This is a genomic window from Flavobacterium crassostreae, assembly GCF_001831475.1.
Lineage (GTDB): Bacteria > Bacteroidota > Bacteroidia > Flavobacteriales > Flavobacteriaceae > Flavobacterium > Flavobacterium crassostreae.
In genome coordinates, this window is sequence record NZ_CP017688.1 from 956,096 (window position 1) to 978,326 (window position 22,231).

22 protein-coding genes and 1 tRNA gene are annotated in these 22,231 nt (G+C 38.5%); 12 read left to right on the top strand and 11 right to left on the bottom strand.

What is annotated here, in order from left to right:
* The first annotated feature begins 30 nt into the window (after window positions 1-30).
* From pdxA to accC, 6 genes are all read left to right on the top strand, one after another.
* Entirely contained in the window at window positions 31-1,074 is a 1,044-nt protein-coding gene (gene pdxA, locus LB076_RS04230; RefSeq protein ID WP_066333255.1) for a 4-hydroxythreonine-4-phosphate dehydrogenase PdxA, read from the top strand.
* 90 nt (window positions 1,075-1,164) lie between these two features.
* Window positions 1,165-1,704, top strand: coding sequence for a YceD family protein (locus LB076_RS04235; protein ID WP_066333258.1), 540 nt, complete (start codon window positions 1,165-1,167; stop codon window positions 1,702-1,704).
* Between the two features lie 9 nt (window positions 1,705-1,713).
* Window positions 1,714-1,908 carry a 50S ribosomal protein L32 gene (rpmF, locus tag LB076_RS04240; protein WP_007137315.1) on the top strand — a complete coding sequence of 65 codons (195 nt, stop codon included), beginning with the start codon at window positions 1,714-1,716 and terminating at the stop codon, window positions 1,906-1,908.
* A 175-nt stretch (window positions 1,909-2,083) separates the two neighbouring features.
* Window positions 2,084-3,082 (top strand): beta-ketoacyl-ACP synthase III, encoded by a 999-nt coding sequence (locus tag LB076_RS04245; protein WP_066333433.1) that lies wholly within the window; start codon window positions 2,084-2,086, stop codon window positions 3,080-3,082.
* Between the two features lie 23 nt (window positions 3,083-3,105).
* Window positions 3,106-3,579 carry an acetyl-CoA carboxylase biotin carboxyl carrier protein gene (gene accB / locus LB076_RS04250; RefSeq protein WP_066333260.1) on the top strand — a complete coding sequence of 158 codons (474 nt, stop codon included), beginning with the start codon at window positions 3,106-3,108 and terminating at the stop codon, window positions 3,577-3,579.
* A 91-nt stretch (window positions 3,580-3,670) separates the two neighbouring features.
* Entirely contained in the window at window positions 3,671-5,017 is a 1,347-nt protein-coding gene (accC, locus tag LB076_RS04255) for an acetyl-CoA carboxylase biotin carboxylase subunit (protein WP_066333263.1), read from the top strand.
* Window positions 5,018-5,132: 115 nt separating this feature from the next.
* Here the strand turns inward: accC and LB076_RS04260 are convergent, their stop codons facing one another.
* Complete coding sequence (locus LB076_RS04260) at window positions 5,133-6,329, bottom strand: C1 family peptidase (RefSeq protein ID WP_066333265.1); 1,197 nt, start codon at window positions 6,327-6,329, stop codon at window positions 5,133-5,135.
* Window positions 6,330-6,375: 46 nt separating this feature from the next.
* Window positions 6,376-8,277, bottom strand: coding sequence for a S9 family peptidase (locus LB076_RS04265; RefSeq protein WP_066333268.1), 1,902 nt, complete (start codon window positions 8,275-8,277; stop codon window positions 6,376-6,378).
* 315 nt (window positions 8,278-8,592) lie between these two features.
* On the opposite strand from LB076_RS04265, the gene mtgA reads away from it, so the two are divergent.
* A complete protein-coding gene (gene mtgA / locus LB076_RS04270; RefSeq protein ID WP_066333269.1) occupies window positions 8,593-9,339 on the top strand; it encodes a monofunctional biosynthetic peptidoglycan transglycosylase in 747 nt (248 codons plus the stop codon).
* Window positions 9,340-9,459: 120 nt separating this feature from the next.
* Here the strand turns inward: mtgA and LB076_RS04275 are convergent.
* A tRNA-Ala gene (locus LB076_RS04275) sits at window positions 9,460-9,533 on the bottom strand.
* Between the two features lie 118 nt (window positions 9,534-9,651).
* Here LB076_RS04275 and LB076_RS04280 point away from each other — a divergent pair.
* The 3 genes from LB076_RS04280 to LB076_RS04290 all read left to right on the top strand — a co-directional run bounded on the left by LB076_RS04280 (window position 9,652) and on the right by LB076_RS04290 (window position 11,828).
* Window positions 9,652-10,419 (top strand): enoyl-CoA hydratase/isomerase family protein, encoded by a 768-nt coding sequence (locus tag LB076_RS04280; protein WP_066333271.1) that lies wholly within the window; start codon window positions 9,652-9,654, stop codon window positions 10,417-10,419.
* Between the two features lie 179 nt (window positions 10,420-10,598).
* Window positions 10,599-11,051, top strand: coding sequence for a 6-pyruvoyl trahydropterin synthase family protein (locus LB076_RS04285; RefSeq protein WP_066333273.1), 453 nt, complete (start codon window positions 10,599-10,601; stop codon window positions 11,049-11,051).
* Between the two features lie 21 nt (window positions 11,052-11,072).
* The gene (locus tag LB076_RS04290; RefSeq protein ID WP_066333275.1) at window positions 11,073-11,828 is read left to right on the top strand and encodes a UDP-2,3-diacylglucosamine diphosphatase; all 756 of its coding nucleotides are present in this window, start codon (window positions 11,073-11,075) and stop codon (window positions 11,826-11,828) included.
* Between the two features lie 12 nt (window positions 11,829-11,840).
* On the opposite strand, the gene LB076_RS04295 is transcribed toward LB076_RS04290, so the two are convergent.
* From LB076_RS04295 to LB076_RS04320, 6 genes are all read right to left on the bottom strand, one after another.
* Entirely contained in the window at window positions 11,841-12,197 is a 357-nt protein-coding gene (locus LB076_RS04295; RefSeq protein ID WP_066333278.1) for a hypothetical protein, read from the bottom strand.
* Window positions 12,198-12,255: 58 nt separating this feature from the next.
* Entirely contained in the window at window positions 12,256-13,539 is a 1,284-nt protein-coding gene (locus LB076_RS04300) for an MFS transporter (protein ID WP_066333435.1), read from the bottom strand.
* Complete coding sequence (recJ, locus tag LB076_RS04305; RefSeq protein WP_066333282.1) at window positions 13,536-15,227, bottom strand: single-stranded-DNA-specific exonuclease RecJ; 1,692 nt, start codon at window positions 15,225-15,227, stop codon at window positions 13,536-13,538. Before recJ ends, LB076_RS04300 begins: the two co-directional genes overlap by 4 nt.
* Before the next feature lie 56 nt (window positions 15,228-15,283).
* Window positions 15,284-15,628 carry a HopJ type III effector protein gene (locus LB076_RS04310; RefSeq protein ID WP_066333284.1) on the bottom strand — a complete coding sequence of 115 codons (345 nt, stop codon included), beginning with the start codon at window positions 15,626-15,628 and terminating at the stop codon, window positions 15,284-15,286.
* Entirely contained in the window at window positions 15,625-16,359 is a 735-nt protein-coding gene (gene rsmI, locus LB076_RS04315; RefSeq protein WP_066333285.1) for a 16S rRNA (cytidine(1402)-2'-O)-methyltransferase, read from the bottom strand. Before rsmI ends, LB076_RS04310 begins: the two co-directional genes overlap by 4 nt.
* Window positions 16,360-16,439: 80 nt before the next feature.
* A complete protein-coding gene (locus tag LB076_RS04320; RefSeq protein ID WP_066333288.1) occupies window positions 16,440-17,339 on the bottom strand; it encodes a hypothetical protein in 900 nt (299 codons plus the stop codon).
* A 242-nt stretch (window positions 17,340-17,581) separates the two neighbouring features.
* Between LB076_RS04320 and LB076_RS04325 the strand changes: the two genes are divergently transcribed.
* The gene (locus LB076_RS04325) at window positions 17,582-18,178 is read left to right on the top strand and encodes a thymidine kinase (protein ID WP_066333290.1); all 597 of its coding nucleotides are present in this window, start codon (window positions 17,582-17,584) and stop codon (window positions 18,176-18,178) included.
* 142 nt (window positions 18,179-18,320) lie between these two features.
* On the opposite strand, the gene rpoN is transcribed toward LB076_RS04325, so the two are convergent.
* Both rpoN and asnS read right to left on the bottom strand, forming a co-directional pair.
* Entirely contained in the window at window positions 18,321-19,784 is a 1,464-nt protein-coding gene (rpoN, locus tag LB076_RS04330; RefSeq protein WP_066333291.1) for an RNA polymerase factor sigma-54, read from the bottom strand.
* Window positions 19,785-19,997: 213 nt separating this feature from the next.
* Window positions 19,998-21,434, bottom strand: a complete 1,437-nt coding sequence (gene asnS, locus LB076_RS04335; RefSeq protein ID WP_066333295.1) for an asparagine--tRNA ligase — start codon at window positions 21,432-21,434, stop codon at window positions 19,998-20,000.
* A 280-nt stretch (window positions 21,435-21,714) separates the two neighbouring features.
* Here asnS and LB076_RS04340 point away from each other — a divergent pair, with 280 nt between their 5' ends.
* Window positions 21,715-22,173, top strand: a complete 459-nt coding sequence (locus tag LB076_RS04340) for an RNA methyltransferase (protein WP_066333298.1) — start codon at window positions 21,715-21,717, stop codon at window positions 22,171-22,173.
* The last annotated feature ends 58 nt before the right edge of the window (window positions 22,174-22,231 follow it).

Here is a 22,231-nt window from a genome sequence, read left to right on the forward strand (position 1 = left end):
TTCAAAATTAGTAATAAATAATTAGTCGTCATTATGAAAAGAGCAGAAAATATAATAGTTGGAATTTCAATAGGAGATTTAAACGGTATTGGAAGCGAAGTTGTGCTTAAAACATTTGAAGACAATAGAATGTTGGAGTTGTGTACACCGGTTATTTTTGCTAATGTCAAGATCTTATCTTTTATCAAAAAAAATTTAGGAGCCACTACCGCCTTGCACGGAATAGATCGCTTGGATCAAGTTGTTTTAGGTAAAATAAATGTGCTAAACCTCTGGAAAGAAGGAGTGGATTTAAATCTAGGAGTTAATGACGAAAAAGTAGGAGCGTATGCTATTACGTCTTTTGTGGCAGCAACCAATGCCTTAAAAGAAGGTCTGGTAGACGTGTTGGTTACGGCTCCCATAAACAAATACAACATCCAGTCTGAGGCGTTTTCGTTTCCGGGGCATACCGATTATTTGGATCAAGAATTAGAAGGAAATGCTTTAATGTTAATGGTACAAGATAATCTAAGAGTGGGCTTGTTGACCGATCATATTCCGCTAAGCCAAGTTGCGTCTCATTTGACAGAAGAATTAATAACACGAAAAGTTGCCACCGTAAAAAAAGCGTTAATTCAGGATTTTAGTATAAATAATCCAAAAATTGCAGTATTGGGGCTGAATCCACATTGTGGAGACGGAGGCGTTATAGGTAAAGAAGAAGATGCCGTTTTAAAGCCTACTTTGAAAAAAATATTTGAAAAAGGAACGCTTGTTTTTGGTCCATTTGCCGCGGATGGCTTTTTTGGGAGTAGCCAATACCAAAATTATGACGCCATACTAGCGGTGTATCACGACCAAGGATTGATCCCTTTTAAAACATTGTCCTTTGGCAAAGGAGTTAATTTTACGGCAGGTTTGGATAAAATCAGAACCTCGCCAGATCATGGTACAGCCTACGAAATAGCTGGAAAAAACCAAGCGGATCACAACTCATTTAAAGAAGCCGTGTATCTTGCCTTAGATGTTTATCGTTCCAGAATGGAATACCAAGAAATCAGTAAAGCGCCCTTAAAATTAAAAGAAAAATAGTACTAAACAAAAAAAGATAAATAACATTATTAGTTTTATAATAATTTTATATCTTTGCACTCCCGAAGTTTGGGGCAAAATCATGTTGAAATGAACAAAACAAAAGAATATTTAATTCCTTTTGTGGGATTAAAGCAAGGAAAACATCATTTTGAGTATCAATTAAGTAATGCGTTCTTTGAAATCTTTGATTATGACGAATTTGATAATTCAGACATCAAAGTAAATGTAGTTTTAGAGAAGAAGAGCACGATGTTGGAGTTAGCTTTTCAGCACCAAGGAACCGTTAGAGTTCTTTGTGATGTAACAAGCGAAGAATTTGACCTGCCTATCGAGGGTAGTATGAAATTAATTGTTCGTTTTGGAGAGGAGTTTAATAATGATAACGAAGAATTGCTTATTGTACCTTTTGGGGAATTTGAGATAGATATAGCGCAATATATTTATGAAATGATTGTGCTTTCAGTACCTCTAAAACGAGTTCATCCAGGAGTTGCCGACGGAAGTTTAAAAACAGAAACCTTAGACATACTCAATGAACTAAAAGTAAGTGAAACAAAACAAGAAGAAAAAGAAGAAAATATTGACCCTAGATGGGACAAATTAAAGCAACTATTAACGGATAAATAATATAGTAAAATGGCACATCCTAAGAGAAAAATCTCCAAAACAAGAAGAGATAAAAGAAGAACACATTATAAAGCTACTGTAGCACAGATTGCTACTTGCCCAATCACGGGTGAAGCACATTTATACCACAGAGCCTACTGGCACGAAGGTAAAATGTATTACAGAGGGCAAGTGGTTATAGATAAATCTGTAGCGGTTGCTTAATGCATTTTTTTTACAAATGATATTTGAACTCTCACATTGTGAGAGTTTTTTTGTTGTTTGTAATTTTAGTAAATAAGAAGTTCTAAAACAATTGGTTTAGATTTTTTTTTGTAATTTTCAACTCTTTTAAACGTTTTACTCAATGGAAACATTTAGTAAAAAATATTCGAATACAATGAATAAAATTACCGCCGCAATTACCGCTGTTGGTGCCTATGTTCCAGACTTTATTTTAACCAATAAAGCTCTAGAGACCATGGTAGATACAAACGATGAGTGGATTATCTCTCGTACAGGAATTAAAGAAAGAAGAATCCTTAAAGATGCAGATAAAGGAACCTCTTATTTGGCAATAAAAGCTGCTCAAGATTTAATTGCTAAGGCAAATATCGATCCCTTAGAGATAGATTTATTGCTTATGGCAACTGCCACATCTGATATGCCCGTAGCGGCAACAGGAGTTTATGTAGCCTCTGCTATAGGTGCAACAAATGCTTTTTCGTATGATTTGCAAGCAGCTTGTTCTAGCTTTTTGTACGGTATGTCTACAGCGGCCGCCTACATAGAGTCCGGAAGGTACAAAAAAGTATTGCTTATAGGAGCAGATAAAATGTCTTCTATTGTAGATTATACCGACCGTTCTACATGCATTATTTTTGGAGATGGTGCAGGTGCAGCATTGTTTGAACCTAATTATGAAGGATTGGGACTGCAAGATGAATACTTAAGAAGTGATGGAGTAGGGCGCGATTTCTTAAAAATTGATGCCGGTGGGTCTTTAAACCCAACCTCCGAAACTACCTTAAAAGAAAGAAGACACAACATTACTCAAGACGGTAAGACAGTATTTAAATATGCCGTAACCAATATGGCGGATGCTAGTGAATTAATTTTAAAAAGAAATAATTTAACCAATCAAGACGTAGATTGGTTAGTGCCGCACCAAGCAAACAAAAGAATTATTGACGCCACAGCAAATAGAATGAACTTAGAAGATTCTAAGGTGTTGATGAATATAGAAAAATACGGTAACACCACCTCAGCAACATTACCATTGGTTTTAAATGATTTTGAGCATAAATTCAAAAAAGGCGATACCATTATACTTGCTGCTTTTGGAGGCGGATTTACTTGGGGTTCTATTTATTTAAAATGGGCTTACGACAAAAAATAATTTTAAACTAAAAACAAATAATTATGGATTTAAAAGAAATTCAGAATCTAATCAAATTTGTAGCAAACACAGGAGTTGCAGAAGTTAAATTAGAAATGGATGATGTAAAAATCACCATTAGAACCACTTTAGAAGGTAGTACAGAAACCACGTATGTACAACAACTACCAGCTCAAAACACCTTACAACAAGCCTTAGCGCCACAACCAGTAGTTCCGGCTGCACCAGTAGCTGTTGCACCAGCTGAAGATTCAAAATATATTGTTGTCAAATCTCCGATCATTGGTACTTTTTACAGAAAGCCATCTCCAGATAAGGCGGTGTTTGTAGAAGTAGGAACTAACATCAATAAAGGAGACGTTGTATGCGTAATTGAAGCCATGAAATTATTTAACGAAATAGAATCTGAGGTTTCTGGAAAAATAGTAAAAATTCTTGTGGATGACATGTCACCAGTAGAATTTGATCAGCCATTATTTTTAGTGGATCCATCTTAATTAATTTTAAATTATATATTTCAAAGCATTCCTTAATATGGTTTTGAAATAATTTAAAATTTAAAATTCATAATTTAAAATTTAAAACAAGATGTTTAAAAAAATATTAATTGCCAATAGAGGAGAAATTGCACTACGTGTGATTAGAACCTGTAAAGAAATGGGCATTAAGACTGTTGCGGTTTATTCTACTGCAGATGCAGAGAGTTTGCACGTTAGGTTTGCAGATGAGGCCGTTTGTATTGGTCCAGCGCCAAGTAGCCTTTCTTATTTAAAAATGTCAAATATTATTGCTGCTGCCGAAATAACCAATGCAGATGCAATCCATCCTGGTTATGGGTTTTTGTCCGAAAACTCTAAATTTTCAAAAATTTGTCAAGAGCACGGTATTAAATTTATTGGTGCAGCCCCAGAGATGATCGATAGAATGGGAGATAAAGCCTCGGCTAAATCTACCATGATTGAAGCTGGTGTGCCATGTGTACCAGGATCGGTAGGTATTTTAGAATCGTATGAGCAAGCATTACAACTTTCTAAAGAATTTGGTTTTCCGGTAATGCTAAAAGCAACAGCAGGTGGTGGCGGAAAAGGAATGCGAGCTGTTTGGAAAGAAGAAGATTTATTAAAAGCTTGGGAAAGCGCACGTCAAGAATCGGCTGCAGCTTTTGGAAATGACGGAATGTATCTTGAAAAATTAATTGAAGAGCCTCGTCATATTGAAATTCAGGTAGTAGGAGATTCGTACGGAAAAGCCTGTCATCTTTCTGAAAGAGACTGCTCGGTACAAAGACGTCACCAAAAACTAACCGAAGAAACTCCTTCTCCATTTATGACGGACGAACTGCGTCAAGCTATGGGAGAAGCTGCCGTAAAGGCTGCTGAATATATTAAATATGAAGGAGCTGGAACCGTAGAATTTTTGGTTGACAAACACCGTAATTTCTATTTTATGGAAATGAATACGCGCATCCAAGTAGAGCATCCTATTACAGAGCAAGTGATTGATTATGACTTAATACGAGAGCAAATATTAGTTGCAGCAGGTGTGCCTATTTCTGGCAGAAATTATTTGCCTAAACTGCACGCTATTGAATGCCGTATTAATGCCGAGGATCCATATAATGATTTTCGTCCGTCTCCCGGAAAAATCACCACATTGCACATGCCTGGTGGTCATGGAGTGCGTTTAGATACTCATGTTTACTCGGGGTACACCATTCCGCCAAATTATGATTCTATGATAGCTAAATTAATTACTACTGCGCAAACCCGTGAAGAAGCCATCAGTAAAATGAGAAGAGCCTTGGATGAATTTGTGATTGAAGGGATTAAAACAACCATCCCTTTTCATAGACAATTAATGGATGAGCCAAAGTATATTGAAGGAGATTATACTACTGCATTTATGGATACCTTTAAGATGAATCCATTGGATTAGTCCAGAATTATATAGCATTTATATCTATAAAAAAAACCTCGTTTAATTATAAACGAGGTTTTTTTTGTACTACTATTTTGATCTAAAATAAGTTTAAAACAAACGTAGCCTTAGATTATAATTTTAATTTTTTGGCAATATCATTAGGCACAGCAGCTTTGTTTACTAAAAATGCAGTAGTTTTATATTTCACAAAATTTTTGCTTACATACAAATACCCTTTATAGTCATTGGAAGCTCCCCACGAGTTTTTAACAATATAATACTCTTTGCCCGTTTGGTCTTTAGAGATACCTACAATATGCATGGCGTGGTCGTCTGTGGTTTGGTAATTGTCAAAAGCTTTCTGACGCATTTCTTCGGTAATATCTAATTCTTGCTTTGGACCATTAAACATGTTTTCCTTTTCGGTAGCTGACATGTCTTCGTAGTTTTTATTAGGTACATACGCAATACCATTTTTCCAGCTAAAACTTTTTTCACTAACATCCGAAGCCCAAGCAACCGTAAAACCGTTCTTTAAAGCGTGGTCAATTATAGCGGTAATGTCATTCATCTTAATGTTATACACCAAATCAAAAGACCAGTTGTCTGGAACCATCATCATGGTTTTTTCGTAGTATGGCTCTGTGGTATACGATCCAAACTCAATGTATTCTTCAGGTTGTATGCCTACAACTTCTTTTGCAAATGTTTGTGGTGTGTAGGATTTGCCTTTGTAGTTAAATGTTTTTGGTACCTCGCCCAAGTAGGTATCTAGTACTGCAGCGTAGGCTTTTTCCCAATTAGGGGTAAGCTCTCCATTTGGATTTTTTACTACGGCGGCTAATAAGGCTTGCGTGATGCTTGCCATTTCGGCAAATTTGTTTTTGGAAGTACCGTAGTTTAAACCAGTATAAACCTCTTGTGGCACAGCACCATATTTTTTGTACATATTGATAACATCGTGTAGTTCTCCACCGTCTCCTAGAGTAACAGCACCATGCATGCGTACGTAATTTTTACCTTTTTCAAGATATGCATTACGAGCAGAAAATACTTGAGAGATCTCTACAGGTTGTTTACCTAACCGAATCATTTCGGATTCTAAATACGAGTTAGTTGAGTAACTCCAGCAGGTTCCTGAAGATCCTTGGTTTTTGATAGAGGTATTGGCAAGATTGATAACGTCTGTAAATTTAAAGCTTTCTACACTTTTTTCGCTGGCATTTACTTTAAGCGAATTGACTAAGCCATCTTGTGCGTTCATGGAGCTCATCCCTAATAGGAATGCCGAAACTACAAATGCTTTTTTAAATTGAAATGGATGCATGTTTTGATTTTTAATAATTAATTATAAGGGTGTTAAATTTAGGGTATTATAAGGTTTCTTTAAGCCATTTAAAAAATTCTTTTTGCCATACTTGTGCATTTTGGGGCTTTAGGATCCAGTGATTTTCTTCCGGAAAATATAAAAGTTTGCTTTTAATACCACGCAATTGTGCTGCCTGAAAAGCTTCTAAGCCTTGTCCAATTGGCACTCTAAAATCTTTTCCTCCTTGAATGATCAAAATGGGTTGGTTCCATTTTTCTACCAATTGGATCGGATTAAAAGTGGTATAGCTTTTTTGAGCCACAGCATTCTCTTTTTCCCAATAAGGGCCTCCAAAATCCCAGTTACTAAAGAAAACTTCTTCGGTGGTTCCATACATACTTTGGGTATTAAATACGCCGTCATGGGCTATAAAACTCTTAAAACGGTTGTTGTGAATACCGGCAAGGTAAAAAACAGAATAGCCGCCGTAACTAGCTCCAATGCATCCCAAACGATTTTTGTCTACATAGTTTTCTGTGGCAACAGCATCCATAGCAGCTAAGTAATCGTCCATAACCTGGCCGCCCCAATCTTTACTAATTTGCTCATTCCAGGCTACGCCGTGTCCGGGCATACCTCTACGATTAGGTGCCACAACAATATATCCTTTTGCAGCCATTAGCTGAAAATTCCAACGGAACGAATAGAATTGTGTTAACGCACTCTGTGGGCCTCCTTGACAATATAAAAGTGTTGGGTATTTTTTGGTAGCATCAAAATTTGGTGGCAAAACAACCCAAACCAACATTTTTTTGCCATCGGTAGTGGTTACATATCTTTTTTCAGTTTTGCTCAAGGCTAAAGTATCATAAATAGCCGAGTTTACAGTCGTGATTTGCTTCCAAGAATTCTTTTTAAGGTGGTAAGAAAATATTTCGGAAGCATGATTCATATCTGCGCGTGTCACAACTAGCATGTCTTGCGTAATGCCAATAATTTCATTTACATCAAAATCTCCTTTGGTAATTTGAGTAACCCGTATAGCAATTTTGGTAAGCCCCGGAAAGTTTACTTCAAATACTTGCTTGGTGCCATCAACAGGTGCAATAAAGTATATTTTGCTGCCATCTGCACTCCATGTAAAACTATCCACGGTTCCGTCCCAATTTGCAGTAAGATTTATTTTGCTGCCTTTAAAGGCAACGATAATATCGTTTTTGTCTGCCTCAAAACCATCGCGTTGCATTTGTAACCAACTAAGGTTTCCGGTAGGCGAAAATTGAGGAGCCATGTCATAGCCTAAATTTCCTTCGGTTCTGTTGGTTGTTTCTCCAGTTTGTAGGTGGTATTCAAAAATATCTGTGTTGGTGGACACCGCATATTGCGTTCCAGATTTTTTCTTGGCTACATACAAAATACTTTTGCTATCTGGAGACCAGATATAATCCTCGTCGCCACCAAATGGTTTTTGTGGACTATCATAGGCTTGGTCTTTTAAAAGATCCACTCCGGTAGCATTCTCTTTATTTTCTTTATAAAAAACATGATTGAATTTTCCTTCATTCCAAGTGTCCCAATGGCGGTAATCCAGACCATCATAAATTTGTACCTCAGACTTGTCTAAATCCGGATAAAAATCCTTGCCATTTACTGCCTTAACCTTCACCTCCTGGTTATAAACGAGATATTTTGCGTCTGGAGAAATGTTTTTATCCGCAACCCATACTTTAGGATCTTTAATTTCCACTGCTTTTCCGCCAGTTACCGCAATGGTATAATACGCAGAAGAGAGCTTATCTTCGGCAACAGAAGGTGTACTTACCTTATAAACGATGTTTTTTGCATCTTTAGTAAGTCCAATAGGAGAGACTCTCCCTAGCTTCCAGAGTAATTCTGGAGACATTACATTTTGGCTCATGGCACTTAAACCTATCATTGTTAGTGTTGTAAGAAGAATTTTTTTCATGTAAATAAATTTATTTTTGGTTTTTAAAAGTACAATTTTATTCTAAAACCAAGACACACATTTTGTTAACTATTTCTAAAGGGTATACTCTAGCATCTATGCCTTATTTTTTATATTAAAAAAAAACCAATCCCAACAACCAACAACCTGGATAGATTTTTAAATAAAACAACAACGGTACCTTAGCAGGGAAAATTGTATAAAATAAATAAAAACAAGGCTTAAAAACAGTAATTTTGCGGGCTCCTAATTTTCAGATAGGGAACCCAGTTTAAGCAAGAAATATTTTAAAAAAAAAGAATCCCTAGTTATAGAATGGCAACAAAAACACCCCCCAGAAAAGCCCCAGTCAAAAAAAGCAGTAAAAAAAAACCAACAAGTTTTAAAACCAAATGCCTTCGCTTTCTATTTAAAGCAATAGTGCTTTTTGTGGTAGTTTCCTTATTTTTGGTGGTGTTTTTTAAATTTGTGCCCGTACCCTTTACGCCATTGATGGCCATAAGAGCCATAGAACACCAAAAAGCCAACAAAGAAGCCGTTTGTAGCCACGATTGGGAACCACTTGAAAATATTTCCATCCATTTACAAAAAGCAGTTATAGCCAGCGAAGATGGAACCTTTTTGACCCATAACGGTTTTGATTTTGGCGCCATGCAAAAAGCGTACAAAAACAACGAACGCGGACGCAAGATAAAAGGAGGCAGCACCATATCCCAACAAACAGCCAAAAACGTTTTTTTGTGGCAAGGCCGAAGTTATCTTCGCAAAGGTCTAGAGGCTTATTTTACTGTTTTGATAGAAGCCATTTGGGGCAAAAAACGCATCATGGAAGTGTATTTAAACAGTATCGAAATGGGAGACGGCGTGTACGGCGCACAAGCAGCCGCAGCCCATTGGTACCGCAAGGATGCCGCAAACCTCACCCCAAGACAAGCAGCCGGAATAGCAGCCATATTGCCTAATCCTCGCAGATTTACCGCAACAAGTTCTTCGTCTTACATCAATAACAGAAAAACCAAGATCATGAGAGTAATGCAAACAGTAGGCAAAATAAACTATTAATTCCACTCCCCAATACAACATGCCTTTGCCATAAAGCAATCCGTTTATTGTTTTGACAGAACTAAAATAACCAAGCACAAAAAAACCGTAAATCCAAAATAGATTTACGGTTTTTGTTTGTGGAGAATACCGGATTCGAACCGGTCACCCCTTGCCTGCCAGGCAAGTACTCTAGCCAAATGAGCTAATCCCCCAAATAGAGCTGCAAATATAACATTATTTTGGATTCAAAAACAAATAAAAAAAAATTTCTACACAAATAAGTGTTTTATACTCTAAGTAATAATTTTAACTTTACAACAAAACAATACCATGACCCAAACCAGATCACACGGTACCATCACCACCGCAATTCAGCACCAAATTGCCACCATAGAATTTGCACATCCCGCCAGCAACTCCTTTGAGCGCACCCAACTAGACGCCTTAACCCACAGCTTTCAAGAACTAAGCAACAACCCCAACGTATCGGTAATAGTACTGCAAAGTCAAGGCACAGGCGCCTTTTGCGCAGGCGCCTCCTTCAAAGAATTACTAGCAGTAACCACCCCAGAACAAGGTCGCAACTTCTTCTCTGGCTTTGCCCACTTAATCCAAGCCATGCGAGACTGCCCCAAAATCATCCTAGGGCGCATCCACGGCAAAGCAGTAGGCGGAGGCGTAGGCATTATAGCCGCCTGTGACTACACCCTAGCCACCACCAACGCCAGCATCAAACTCTCCGAACTCGCCATAGGCATCGGGCCCTTTGTCATAGAACCCGCCGTAAGCCACAAAATAGGCAAAACCGCCATGGCCGCCATGACCCTAGAGCCAGACCAATGGCAAAGCCCCCAATGGGCCCACCAAAAAGGCCTCTACACCCAACTACACCAAGACCAACCTAGCCTAGACCAAGCAGTAGCAGAACGCGCCGCCAAACTCGCCAGCTACAACCCAGAGGCACTAACCCAGCTCAAAAAAATACTCTGGCACAACACCCCAAACTGGGAGCAACTCATGCTAGAACGCGCCACCATATCCGGACAACTAGTCCTGTCCCAGCACACCAAAACCGCCCTAGAACAATTCAAAAAATAAGTCCAACAAAATTTTTATTTGGAGCCAAAACCTGCTCTACGCTGTATCTATCGTGGCGAACCCCGCCACAATAGGATGCCGCTACGATCAGGGCTACAGCCACCCAAAGACCAAAAGCCAAGATTTGCAGACCATTTCTCAACACAAATCACTAAATTTACACCCAAAAGTACACCCAGATGAGCAATATCAGAATAACAAAACAATTTAATTTCGAAACCGGACACGCCCTATACGGCTATGACGGCAAGTGCAAAAATGTTCACGGCCACAGCTACAAACTCTCCGTGACCGTAATAGGCCGCCCCATCACCAACAGAGAAGACGCAAAATTCGGAATGGTAATTGATTTTTCGGACCTAAAAAAAATCGTAAAAGAAGAAATAGTAGACCAATTTGACCACGCCACCGTCTTTAACCAAACCACCCCGCATATAGAGCTAGCCATGGAGCTCAAAAAACGCGGCCACCACGTTATCCTAGTAGACTACCAACCCACCAGCGAAAACATGGTAATCGATTTTGCCCAAAGAATAAAAAGCAGACTACCGATAGGCATCCAGCTATTTTCCCTAAAATTACAAGAAACAGAATCATCCTTTGCAGAATGGTTTGCAAGCGATAATATATAATTCCATTGACACCTTAGTTTAATGAAACTACCCCATAACAAAAAAGTATACTTTGCTTCTGATCAGCATTTTGGAGCGCCAACACCAGAATTGAGTTTTCCTAGAGAAAAGAAATTTGTAGCATGGCTCGACCAAATAAAGACAGACGCCGAAGCAATTTTTTTGGTAGGCGATTTGTTTGATTTTTGGTTTGAATACCAAACCGTAGTCCCAAAGGGTTTTGTACGCGTATTGGGCAAACTAGCCGAAATACGAGACAGCGGCATTCCGATTTACTTCTTTGTAGGCAACCATGATCTATGGATGCACGGCTATTTTGAGAAAGAATTGAATATCCCAGTATATCATGACAACCAAGAGTTTAACTTTTGGGGCACCAGCTTTTTGATAGGCCACGGAGATGGAAAAGGCCCGGGAGACATGGGGTACAAACGCATGAAAAAAGTATTCACCCATCCGTTTTCTAAATGGTTATTTGGATGGTTGCATCCAGATATTGGCGTGCGTTTGGCACAATACCTATCGGTAAAAAATAAATTGATCTCCGGAGACGAAGACATCACCTTTTTGGGAGAAGACAACGAGTGGTTGATCCTATATGCCAAAAAGAAACTAGAAACCAAACACTACAACTACTTGGTTTTTGGACACCGTCACTTACCCATGAAAGTCACCATAGGCCAAGATTCGCACTATGTCAATCTAGGAGATTGGATTAGTTATTTTACCTACGGTGTTTTTGACGGCCAAACCTTTGAGATCCAAAAATACCAATAAACTCTCTTGGAGTTAATTTCGACCAATTCCATTACAATATTCCTCCAAATTTATTTTAAATAAAGTGCCCTCCACAAGATCTTTAATTGCTTTTAACTCACGCATCGAAACCGCTAAATCAATTTGAGAACAAGGCGTTTTTAATAAAAACTTGTAGCAATTATTCTTTAGCGGACAGCCATCACAGCATTTGTTTAATTGGTAACTTTCGTCAATACAGCCTCTAAATAGTTGCAACTCTTGTCTGGTAAAATAAAAACCGGTTTCTCTAAAAATCAATTGGATGCAGTGGGTTAGGACCTCGTTTTCTTTTTTCCAAAAAAAAGAAGTGCCAGAATTGTTGTAATAAATTTGCTTCATTTCGTCCATAAGAATTCATTTGCAACAAAGATACTAATTATTTAGATTTATTCTAAATAAAAAAACATTAATCTTCTTTCTCATGCTCTTCTATGTCTTTGGTAAGGTCTAGTTTTCTAAAAGTAGGAGAGATTATTCCTGTAGTAAGCACTACAAAAAGCGTCATGGTGCCTCCAAAAACTACCGCCGTTACCGTTCCCATTAATTTGGCAGTTAAGCCACTTTCAAAAGCGCCCAACTCATTCGAAGATCCCACAAACATAGAATTTACCGAAGCCACACGACCACGCATAGAATCGGGGGTTTTTAGTTGCAAAATAGTTTGTCTAATTACCATTGAAATTCCATCAAATACCCCGCTAAAAAACAAAGCAAGCAAAGAGACCCAAAATATAGTAGAAAGACCAAAAACAATAATACTAACTCCAAAGGCAAATATGGCAACCAATAATTTCATTCCTGCATTTTTGCTTAAAGGCACATAGGCAGTAATGAGCATGGTGATCAAAGCCCCAATAGCAGGGGCGGCTCTCAAAAAGCCAAATCCTTCGGGCCCTACTTTTAAAATATCTTGTGCAAAAATGGGTAACAAAGCCACGGCGCCACCAAATAAAACAGCCACCATATCTAGAGTTATGGCTCCTAAAATGGTTTTATTGTTAAAAACAAATCGGATGCCTTCGGTTAAACTCTGCATCACTGGCTCGCCAATTTTTGGATTCAAAATAGGCTTAGGATCAATTTGAGATAAGGCAATTAATGCTACAACCGAACAGGCAAAAACCGAACACAATGACCAATGAACACCGATCCAGGTAATAAAAAAACCGGCAACCGCTGGTCCCAAAACGGTAGCTGCTTGCCAAATAGAGCTACTCCATGTAGCGGCATTAGGATAGGCTTTTTTGGGTATGAGCAAAGCCAAAAAAGAAAAAATAGTAGGTCCCAAAAATGCCCGAACCAAACCGCCTAAAAAAACCATAAAATAAATAGCATACAAAATAGTTTGGGTATCCAAACCAGAAACTATTTCAGGCCAAGTCAGCAAAAAAAGACCAAAACTAATAATCGAGAATGCCAGAATACATTTTACCAATAATCCTTTTTTTTCTTTTTGATCCACAATATGCCCAGCAAATAAGGCCATGGATACTGCCGGAATGACTTCCATTAAGCCAATTATTCCTAAAGATAAAGGGTCTTTGGTGATGCTATACACCTGCCATTCAATCACAATAAATTGCATAGACCAGGCAAAAACCATCGCAAAACGCATTACTAAAAATAAGGAAAACTCTCTAAAACGTAAGGCAGCGTAGGGGTCTTTTTTGGGTAGTTTGTTGGCACTCATTCTTGAATTTCTTTTAGTCTTAATTGGGTTGTAGTCTTGCCATTCCATTGGTTTTCATCAATACAATATGCCGCCTGGAAAGGACTTTGATTTTTGGTAAGGTTTATTTTTGGGCCTAAACCAAAACCTATTGCAGCAATTCCTGGGGAGTTGTTTTGTTTGACAAAAAGCCGCAAATGTTCATTATTTTTTCCCATGGTTTTTGGATAGCCGGTATCTATAATGTTTTTGCTCCAAAAAACTGGAGTTCTGTTCTGAGGGCCAAAAGGCTCAAATTGTTTTAGAATTCGGAATAACTTGGGCGTAATGTCTGTAAATTGAATTTCGGCATCTATTTCGATTTCTTGCGTAAGCATTTCGGGCAAGATGGTTTTTTGTACTTGTTTTTCAAATGCGGCTTTAAATGCAGGATAGTTTTCAGGAAGTATAGTCATTCCTGCGGCATACATATGGCCTCCAAACTGATCTAAATACTCTGAGCAAGCTTCTAGCGCATTATAAACATCAAATCCTTTTACAGATCGTGCCGAGGCGGCGTATTTGTCTCCACTTTTGGTAAAAACTAAAGTAGGGCGGTAATGGGTTTCTATCAATCTAGAGGCTACAATACCAATGACACCTTTGTGCCAATCTTCCTGAAAAACCACAGTAGTAAACCTATTGGTTTCTTTATTGTCTTCTATTTGAGTGAGTGCCTCTTGGGTTATTTGTCGGTCCAATTCTTTCCGATAGGAGTTGTATTGTTCAATTTGGGAAGCAAATAGTTGGGCTTGTTCCAAATTAAATTCGGTCAATAATTCTACTGCCCGATTGCCATGTTGTATCCGTCCTGCTGCATTGATTCTGGGCGCTAACACAAAAACAACATCGGTTATGTCTATGGGGTGTTTTTTTATCTGAGAGACCAAGGCTTTAATTCCGGGTCTTGGATTGGTGTTGATCACTTGTAGTCCATAGTAAGCCAACACCCGATTCTCGCCAGTCATCGGTACAATATCTGCTGCAATAGCGGTTGCTACTAAATCTAGATATGGGGTCAAATCGGCACTTGTTTCTCCTTTATTGCTACCCAAAGCTTGTATCAATTTAAAGCCTACGCCGCAGCCACAGAGTTCCTCATAGGGATAGTTGCAATCGGCTCTTTTGGGATCCAATACCGCAACGGCTTCGGGGAGTTGGTCTCCTGGTCTGTGGTGGTCACAAATAATAAAATCAATCTGTTTGGCTTTTGCGTAAGCAACCATATCTATGGATTTGATACCGCAATCCAAAGCAATGATTAGGCTAAAACCATTGTCATGGGCAAAATCAATACCTTTATAAGAGATGCCATATCCTTCTAGATACCGATCTGGAATATAAGTGGCAACATCCGGATAATAGGATTTTAAGTAAGAAGATACTAACGAAACAGCTGTGGTGCCATCTACGTCATAATCTCCAAAAACCAGTATGCGTTCTTGTTTGGCAATTGCTAATTCAATTCGGGCAACAGCTTTGTCCATGTCTTTCATCAAGAACGGATCATGAAGGTGGCTCAGAGAGGGCCGAAAAAAATCTTTGGCTTGATCAAAAGTGGATATGCCTCGTTGTACCAGTAGGTTAGCTACAAAATCTTCCACATTTAAGGCAGCAGCTAGTTGGGCAACAGTCTCTTTGGGAGGTTTTGGTTTTAGGGTCCAACGCATGGTTTAGGATTTCAAGTTTTATTTTTTTTGGTAAAAAAAAGCAGGGTCTGATTGGTTTATTTTAACGCCAAAGCATCTGCTTCAAAGTGTAGCCCATCCCATCCAGTAAGCATAAAATTCCGGATATTTTGATGGTCTGTTCCGTTGGGGTGGTTTAGAACATCTTCAAAATAATAGGCTCCAAAACAGGCTAGGGTTTGGTCTAGAGAGAGTTGTTGTGCTTTTGCAAAAGCGAACAATTTACAAGAGCCAGAGTTTTGTCCAGCGGCATTGTGTAGGGTTCCGTTTTGAAAAGCGGTAGGGGTAAAGGTATACTTATCTTCAATCACTGCCATAGTATCTGCAAAGACAATTGTTTTAGGGTTTTGTTTTAGGGTAGTGAGGTAGGTAGATAATGTCATGATGCAGTGTTTTGGGTATCGTTTTGATTGGAGAATTTACTTTTTTTGGCTTCTTTAACAAATGGTTTGCCGGCTAGAACCACTACAATTTCGCCTCGAGGGGCAGTTTTTTCAAAATGCGTTAGCACTTCCTGAGCAGTTCCTCTTACATTTTCTTCGTGTAGTTTGGATAATTCTCTAGAAACACATAGTTGTCGATCGGCACCAAAATAGGTGATAAATTCGGCTAATGTTTTGAGTAGTTTATGTGGCGATACATACAGAATCATGGTTCTGCTTTCTTCGGCTAATTCTAAATAACGGGTCTGACGGCCTTTTTTTTCGGGCAAAAACCCTTCAAAAACAAATTTATCATTAGGCAAGCCACTATTGACCAAGGCAGGCACAAATGCAGTTGCTCCGGGCAGGCACTCTACGTTAATTCCGTTTTCGACACAGGCGCGGGTGAGCAAAAAACCAGGATCCGATATTGCTGGCGTTCCGGCATCAGAGATCAAGGCAATGGTTTCTCCGGCTTTCAAGCGGGCAAGTACATTTTCAATTGTTTTGTGCTCGTTGTGCATGTGGTGGCTGTGCATGTGGGTGCCTATTTCAAAATGTTTTAAGAGTTTTCCGCTGGTGCGTGTGTCTTCTGCAAGAATTAAATCGGCTTCTTTGAGAATACGGATGGCTCTAAAAGTCATGTCTTCGAGATTGCCTATAGGGGTAGGAACGATATATAATTTGGACATAATAAGGAATACATGGATTTTTAAAAAGAAAAAATAGAACGCCAACAACAGGATGTATTTTACATGGAATGGAAACTATTTTATAAAAATTTCTTTTCAATAATAGCAATAAAACGTTCTGCATAATCGTCTTTTCCTTTCCAGTTATTGTAGTCTGGTTTTACCATTTCTTCAATAAAATTGCGCGTTTCATAAAAAGTATCAAAGGTGATTAATTGATTTAAAACCCGATTATAATCTTCTTCGCTATTACCAAAAAGATGTTTTACAAAGGCAATCCTGTCGTTGAGATCAATCTCAATCCCTTTAGAAAACGTATCGTTTAGAGAGGCCTTTTTTGGAGCCACTGGAATTGCTGCTTTCTCTGCAGTAGGCACTTGAGTTGTACTAATGCTAGGCGTTTCTTTTTCTATAATAGGCTCTAAAACAGGTTCAAAAACAGGTTCTGGAGCAATGGGAGCTACGTCTTCTACCTTTATAAATTGTGGGTGGTTATAATTGCCTCCCAATAAATCCTCAAACGAAATCTGTATTGCTTCGGGTTTAGTAACCGCGGGAGTTCCTTTAAGCAATTCTGCCGTAGGGATGGTCTCTTCTTTAGGGGTGGCTTGTTGTGTAGGAGCACTATTTGGTTGGGTATCTTTGGCAAGGGGAACAGTTTCCAAAACAGTAGGGATTGTATTTGCGGCAGTTTCTGGTGCCCAAGCGGTTGGCATAGCTTCAACAGAAGTCGTTTCGGGCTTGCTACTTGCCGCTACAGGAGTTGGAGTAGCATAAAAACCATCTATTTCGTGTTCTATTTCTTGGCGTCCAATGGTAGGTTTGGTATCTCCGTAGTGTTGGTCAATAAATTTTAACACCGAGAGTTTTTCGTATAATTTTTGGGTTTCTAAATACAATTGGTCAATATCCGATTTGTTTTTAAGTTGTAATACTCTGTGAGCAATGCTAATTAAATCAGCTTGGAGTTTTTTTTTCATAACCTTTAAATTATTGTATGTATGGCGTTTTTTATTTGTTTAAAAATGCAGCTTGAAACCGCTATCCAGGCTTTGTAAAGGATTAAAAAATAGGTTTAATTTTTTAAATAAGCCTTTGCAAGACCTCAAATGCATAAAAAAATAGTTACTTTTGGAATTGTGTAAAAGTATAAAATATTAAGCCGAATTGGTACACTACAAAGGAATAAAATCTATTCCTTTTTTAAGTCAAAAAATACAAAATGTTTCTTGAAAATACGGTAAATCATAAAGAGCAATTTGGCTGGATTGAAGTTATCTGTGGTTCGATGTTTTCGGGCAAAACCGAAGAATTAATCCGCAGGCTCAAAAGAGCCCAATTTGCCAAGCAAAAAGTAGAAATTTTTAAACCCGAGCTAGATACGCGTTACCACCAAGAAAACGTAGTGTCTCACGATGCCAATGCAATCCGTTCTACGGCGGTGCCTGCTGCTGCTAATATTGCTATATTGGCACAAGGTTGTGCGGTAGTGGGTATTGATGAGGCGCAGTTTTTTGATGACGAAATTGTCAAAATCTGCAACGATCTTGCCAATCAAGGCATTCGTGTTATTGTGGCTGGGCTAGACATGGATTTTAAAGGAAATCCTTTTGGGCCTATGCCGGCATTGATGGCAACAGCCGAATATGTGACCAAAGTGCATGCTGTGTGTACCCGCACAGGAAATCTAGCAAACTATAGTTTTAGAAAAACAGCCAATGATAAATTGGTTATGTTAGGAGAAACCCAAGAGTATGAGCCGCTGAGTCGTGCGGCTTATTACCACGCTATGCGCAAAGATCAAGAAGAAAAGAAGTAATTTATAAAACAGATTAAATAACCAAAAAACGCTCCGTTTTCTTTTTTGCAGAAGCTAAAAAAACCATTAAAAAGGCACTAAAGTTAAGCTACAACTTAACTTATAGTGCCTTTTTAATGGTTCTAAAAGAGATGTAGCAATCTTATATCTTCTTTCGCATCCTGGCCACCGGAATATCGAGTTGTTCTCTATATTTGGCAATGGTTCTTCGGGCAATTGGATACCCTTTTTCTTTCAATAATTCGGCCAATTGGTCGTCTGGATAGGGTTTCTTTTTGTCTTCGGCTTCCAGAATGTTCTGCAATATTTTTTTGATTTCAAGCGTAGAAACATCTTCCCCTTGATCGTTTTTCATGGCTTCGGAGAAAAACTCTTTAATTAACTTTGTTCCATACGGCGTTTCTACATATTTGCTGTTGGCTACTCTAGATATGGTAGAAATGTCTAGTCCTACTAAATCCGCAATATCTTTTAAAATCATTGGTTTTAGCTTGGTTTCATCACCATCCAAAAAGTATTCTTCTTGGTAATGCATAATGGCATTCATGGTAACAAATAAGGTTTCTTGGCGTTGTCGGATAGCATCAATAAACCATTTGGCAGAGTCTAATTTTTGTTTTATAAACTGTACGGCATCTTTTTGAGCGCCAGATTTATTTTTAGAATCTTTATAGGTCTGCATCATCTCCTGATAGTCTTTGGATACGTGTAGACTAGGAGCGTTTCTTCCGTTTAAAGTTAGTTCCAGGGCACCATCGACAATTCGGATTGCAAAATCCGGAACCACATTTTCGGTAACTTTATTGTTTCCAGTAAAGGCACCTCCAGGTTTTGGGTTTAAGCGTTCAATTTCGTGAATGGCTTTTTTTAATTGCTCGGTAGATACATTGTATTTCTGGATCAATTTATCATAATGTTTTTTTGTAAAAGCATCAAATTGATCTTCAATAATAGCGGTAGCCAAAGCCACGTATTCTGAGGGTGTTTTGTGTTTTAGTTGCAGCAATAAACACTCCTGCAAATCACGAGCGCCAACTCCAGAAGGCTCCAATTGGTGTATTACCTGCAACATCCGCTCTACCATTGCTTGGTCTGTGTAAATGGCTTGTGTAAAGGCCATATCGTCCACAATATCTGGAATGCTCCTGCGGATGTAGCCCATATCGTCAATGCTACCCACCAAAAATTCTGCAATTTCTCGTTCAGAATCCTCGAGTATAAAGGTATTTAATTGGTTGATTAAATCCTGATGAAAACTAATAGGAGAGGCTAATGGAGACTCTCGTTCTTCGTCATCATCGCTATAATTGTTTGCCTGTGTTTTGTAGTCTGGCGTGGCATCGTCACTTAAGTATTCGTCGATATTGATGTCTTCGGCCTCAATTTTATCCGAGTCCACATCGTCATAATCGTCGTATTGTTCTTTGTCAAAATCATCGGCATCGTACTCGTCTTCTTTGCCAGATTCGAGGGCAGGATTTTCGTTCATTTCTTCTAACAAACGTTGCTCAAAGGCTTGCGTAGGCAATTGAATTAACTTCATCAGCTGGATTTGCTGTGGAGATAATTTTTGGGATAATTTTAAATTTAAGAATTGCTTTAGCATAAAAAAAGTGACTGAGTTACTGAGTTGCAAAGCTACTAAGTAACATTTATGGACTATTTATAATTAGTTGTTTTTATTAACTCAGAATCTTAAAAAATTTGTTTAAAAAGTTTAAAGTTGCTCGTATTTCAAGCAAAGTTAAACCTTAAACTTGAAACAATTTTCTAAAACTTAAAAATCGTAGTGACTTTGCAGTTCCCAAACTTTTTCTTTCTAAAATTCCGCATTCATTGGTGTTCTCGGAAATGGAATTACGTCACGGATGTTGGTCATACCTGTAACAAACAATACCAATCTTTCAAAACCAAGTCCAAAACCAGAGTGAACCGCAGATCCGAATCTTCTGGTATCTAAATACCACCACAATTCTTCTTCATCAATCCCTAAGGCTTTCATTTTTTCGACCAAAACATCCAAACGTTCCTCTCTTTGAGAACCGCCTACAATTTCGCCAATACCCGGAAAAAGAATATCCATAGCACGTACCGTTTTGCCATCTTCGTTCAAACGCATGTAAAACGCTTTGATATTTGCAGGATAATCAAACAAAATTACGGGGCATTTAAAGTGTTTTTCTACCAAATAACGCTCGTGTTCAGATTGCAAATCCGCACCCCATTCATTAATGATGTAGTTAAATTTTTTCTTTTTATTAGGCGTACAATTTCTTAAAATATCAATAGCTTCGGTATACGAAACCCGTTTGAAGTTGTTCTCTAAAACAAAATTTAATTTATCCAACAAAGCCAACTCGCTTCTCTCCGCCTGAGGTTTTGCTTTTTCTTCTTCTAACAAACGGGTCTCCAAAAATTTCAAATCCTCCGGACATTTCTCCAACGTGTATTTAATCACGTATTGAATAAACTCCTCTGCAAGATCCATATTGTCATCCAAATCATTAAAAGCAACCTCTGGCTCAATCATCCAAAACTCCGCAAGATGCCTAGAAGTATTCGAATTCTCCGCTCTAAAGGTAGGGCCAAAAGTATATACCTGTCCCAGAGCCATTGCAAAGGTTTCTCCTTCAAGCTGTCCAGAAACAGTCAAATTGGTTTCTTTACCAAAAAAATCTTCTTTATAATCCACTTTTCCATCTTCCTTTCGGGGCGTACCATCAAACGGTAACGCAGTAACCTTAAACATCTCTCCGGCACCCTCCGCATCAGATCCCGTAATGATAGGCGTGTTTACATACACAAAACCTTTTTCCTGAAAATAGCTGTGCACCGCATAAGACAATACCGAACGCACACGCATAATCGCCCCAAAAATATTGGTACGCACACGCAAATGCGCATTTTCACGCAAAAAATCCAAGCTAGGTTTGTTCTTAGGTTGTATCGGAAATTTCTCCGCATCCGAATCGCCCAAAATCTCCAATTTAGCAACCTGAATTTCAAATTTTTGACCCGCACCTTTGCTTTCAACTAATGTTCCAGTAACAGATACGGCAGCACCAGTGGTAATTCTCTTCAACATCTCGTCTGGAGTATTCTCAAAATCCACCACACATTGTATATTGTTGATGGTAGAACCATCATTCAAAGCAATAAATTGATTGTTTCTAAAAGTTCTTACCCATCCTTTTGCATTTACTTCCTGTAGCGTCGTGGTACTGTTTAGTAAGTCTTTAACTTTTGTATGTCTCATTTTAGGTATATAATTGAATTTAAAATTGTGTCCAGTTCTAACTGCAAATATAAATCATTTGTTTTAAATGTCCTTGTAGTAAACCCGCAATCCCAATAGAGATTGTAATTTTTAGGAGCTATTTCCAGCTATCCGCTATATCTTTTACTTTTTTAAAGAAAAAAAGTAAAAGGATGCCGCTACTATCTGGGCTAAGGACCAAGCAAAGACTCCAATTGCAAACTACATTAAACCAAATAAAAAATTTGACAAACCACTCCTGAGTTTGTATTTTTGCCAGATGAGTGATAATTTTACAACCGAGTATTTTGGCATTGGCATCCAAAACGGAAAAACCCCCGAAAACTTAGGTGTTTTATGGCGTACGGCTCAAAACCTAGGAGCCAGTTACATTTTTACCATAGGCAACCGCTATGCCAAACAAGCCTGCGACACCCATAATGCCGTCAAATCCATCCCGTATTTTCATTACCAAACCTTCGAAGATTTTTATAACAACCTCCCCAAAGGCGCCCGCTTAGTAGGTGTAGAGCTTGATGATACCGCAGAAGATCTAGAAACTTTTGCACATCCCAGACGTTGCGTCTATCTATTAGGAGCCGAAGATAACGGACTCTCCAAAAAAGCCATCGAAAAATGCCATTATTTGGTCAAATTCAAGTCCGAAAAAAGTTTGAACGTTTCTGTGGCAGGAAGTATCGTGCTTTATGATAGAGGACTTGATAAACCCAGGTCCTAAACCAAAAGGCTTTCTATTTCAAAGAAACAGAAAGCCTTTTGGAGTAATAAACAAAAAA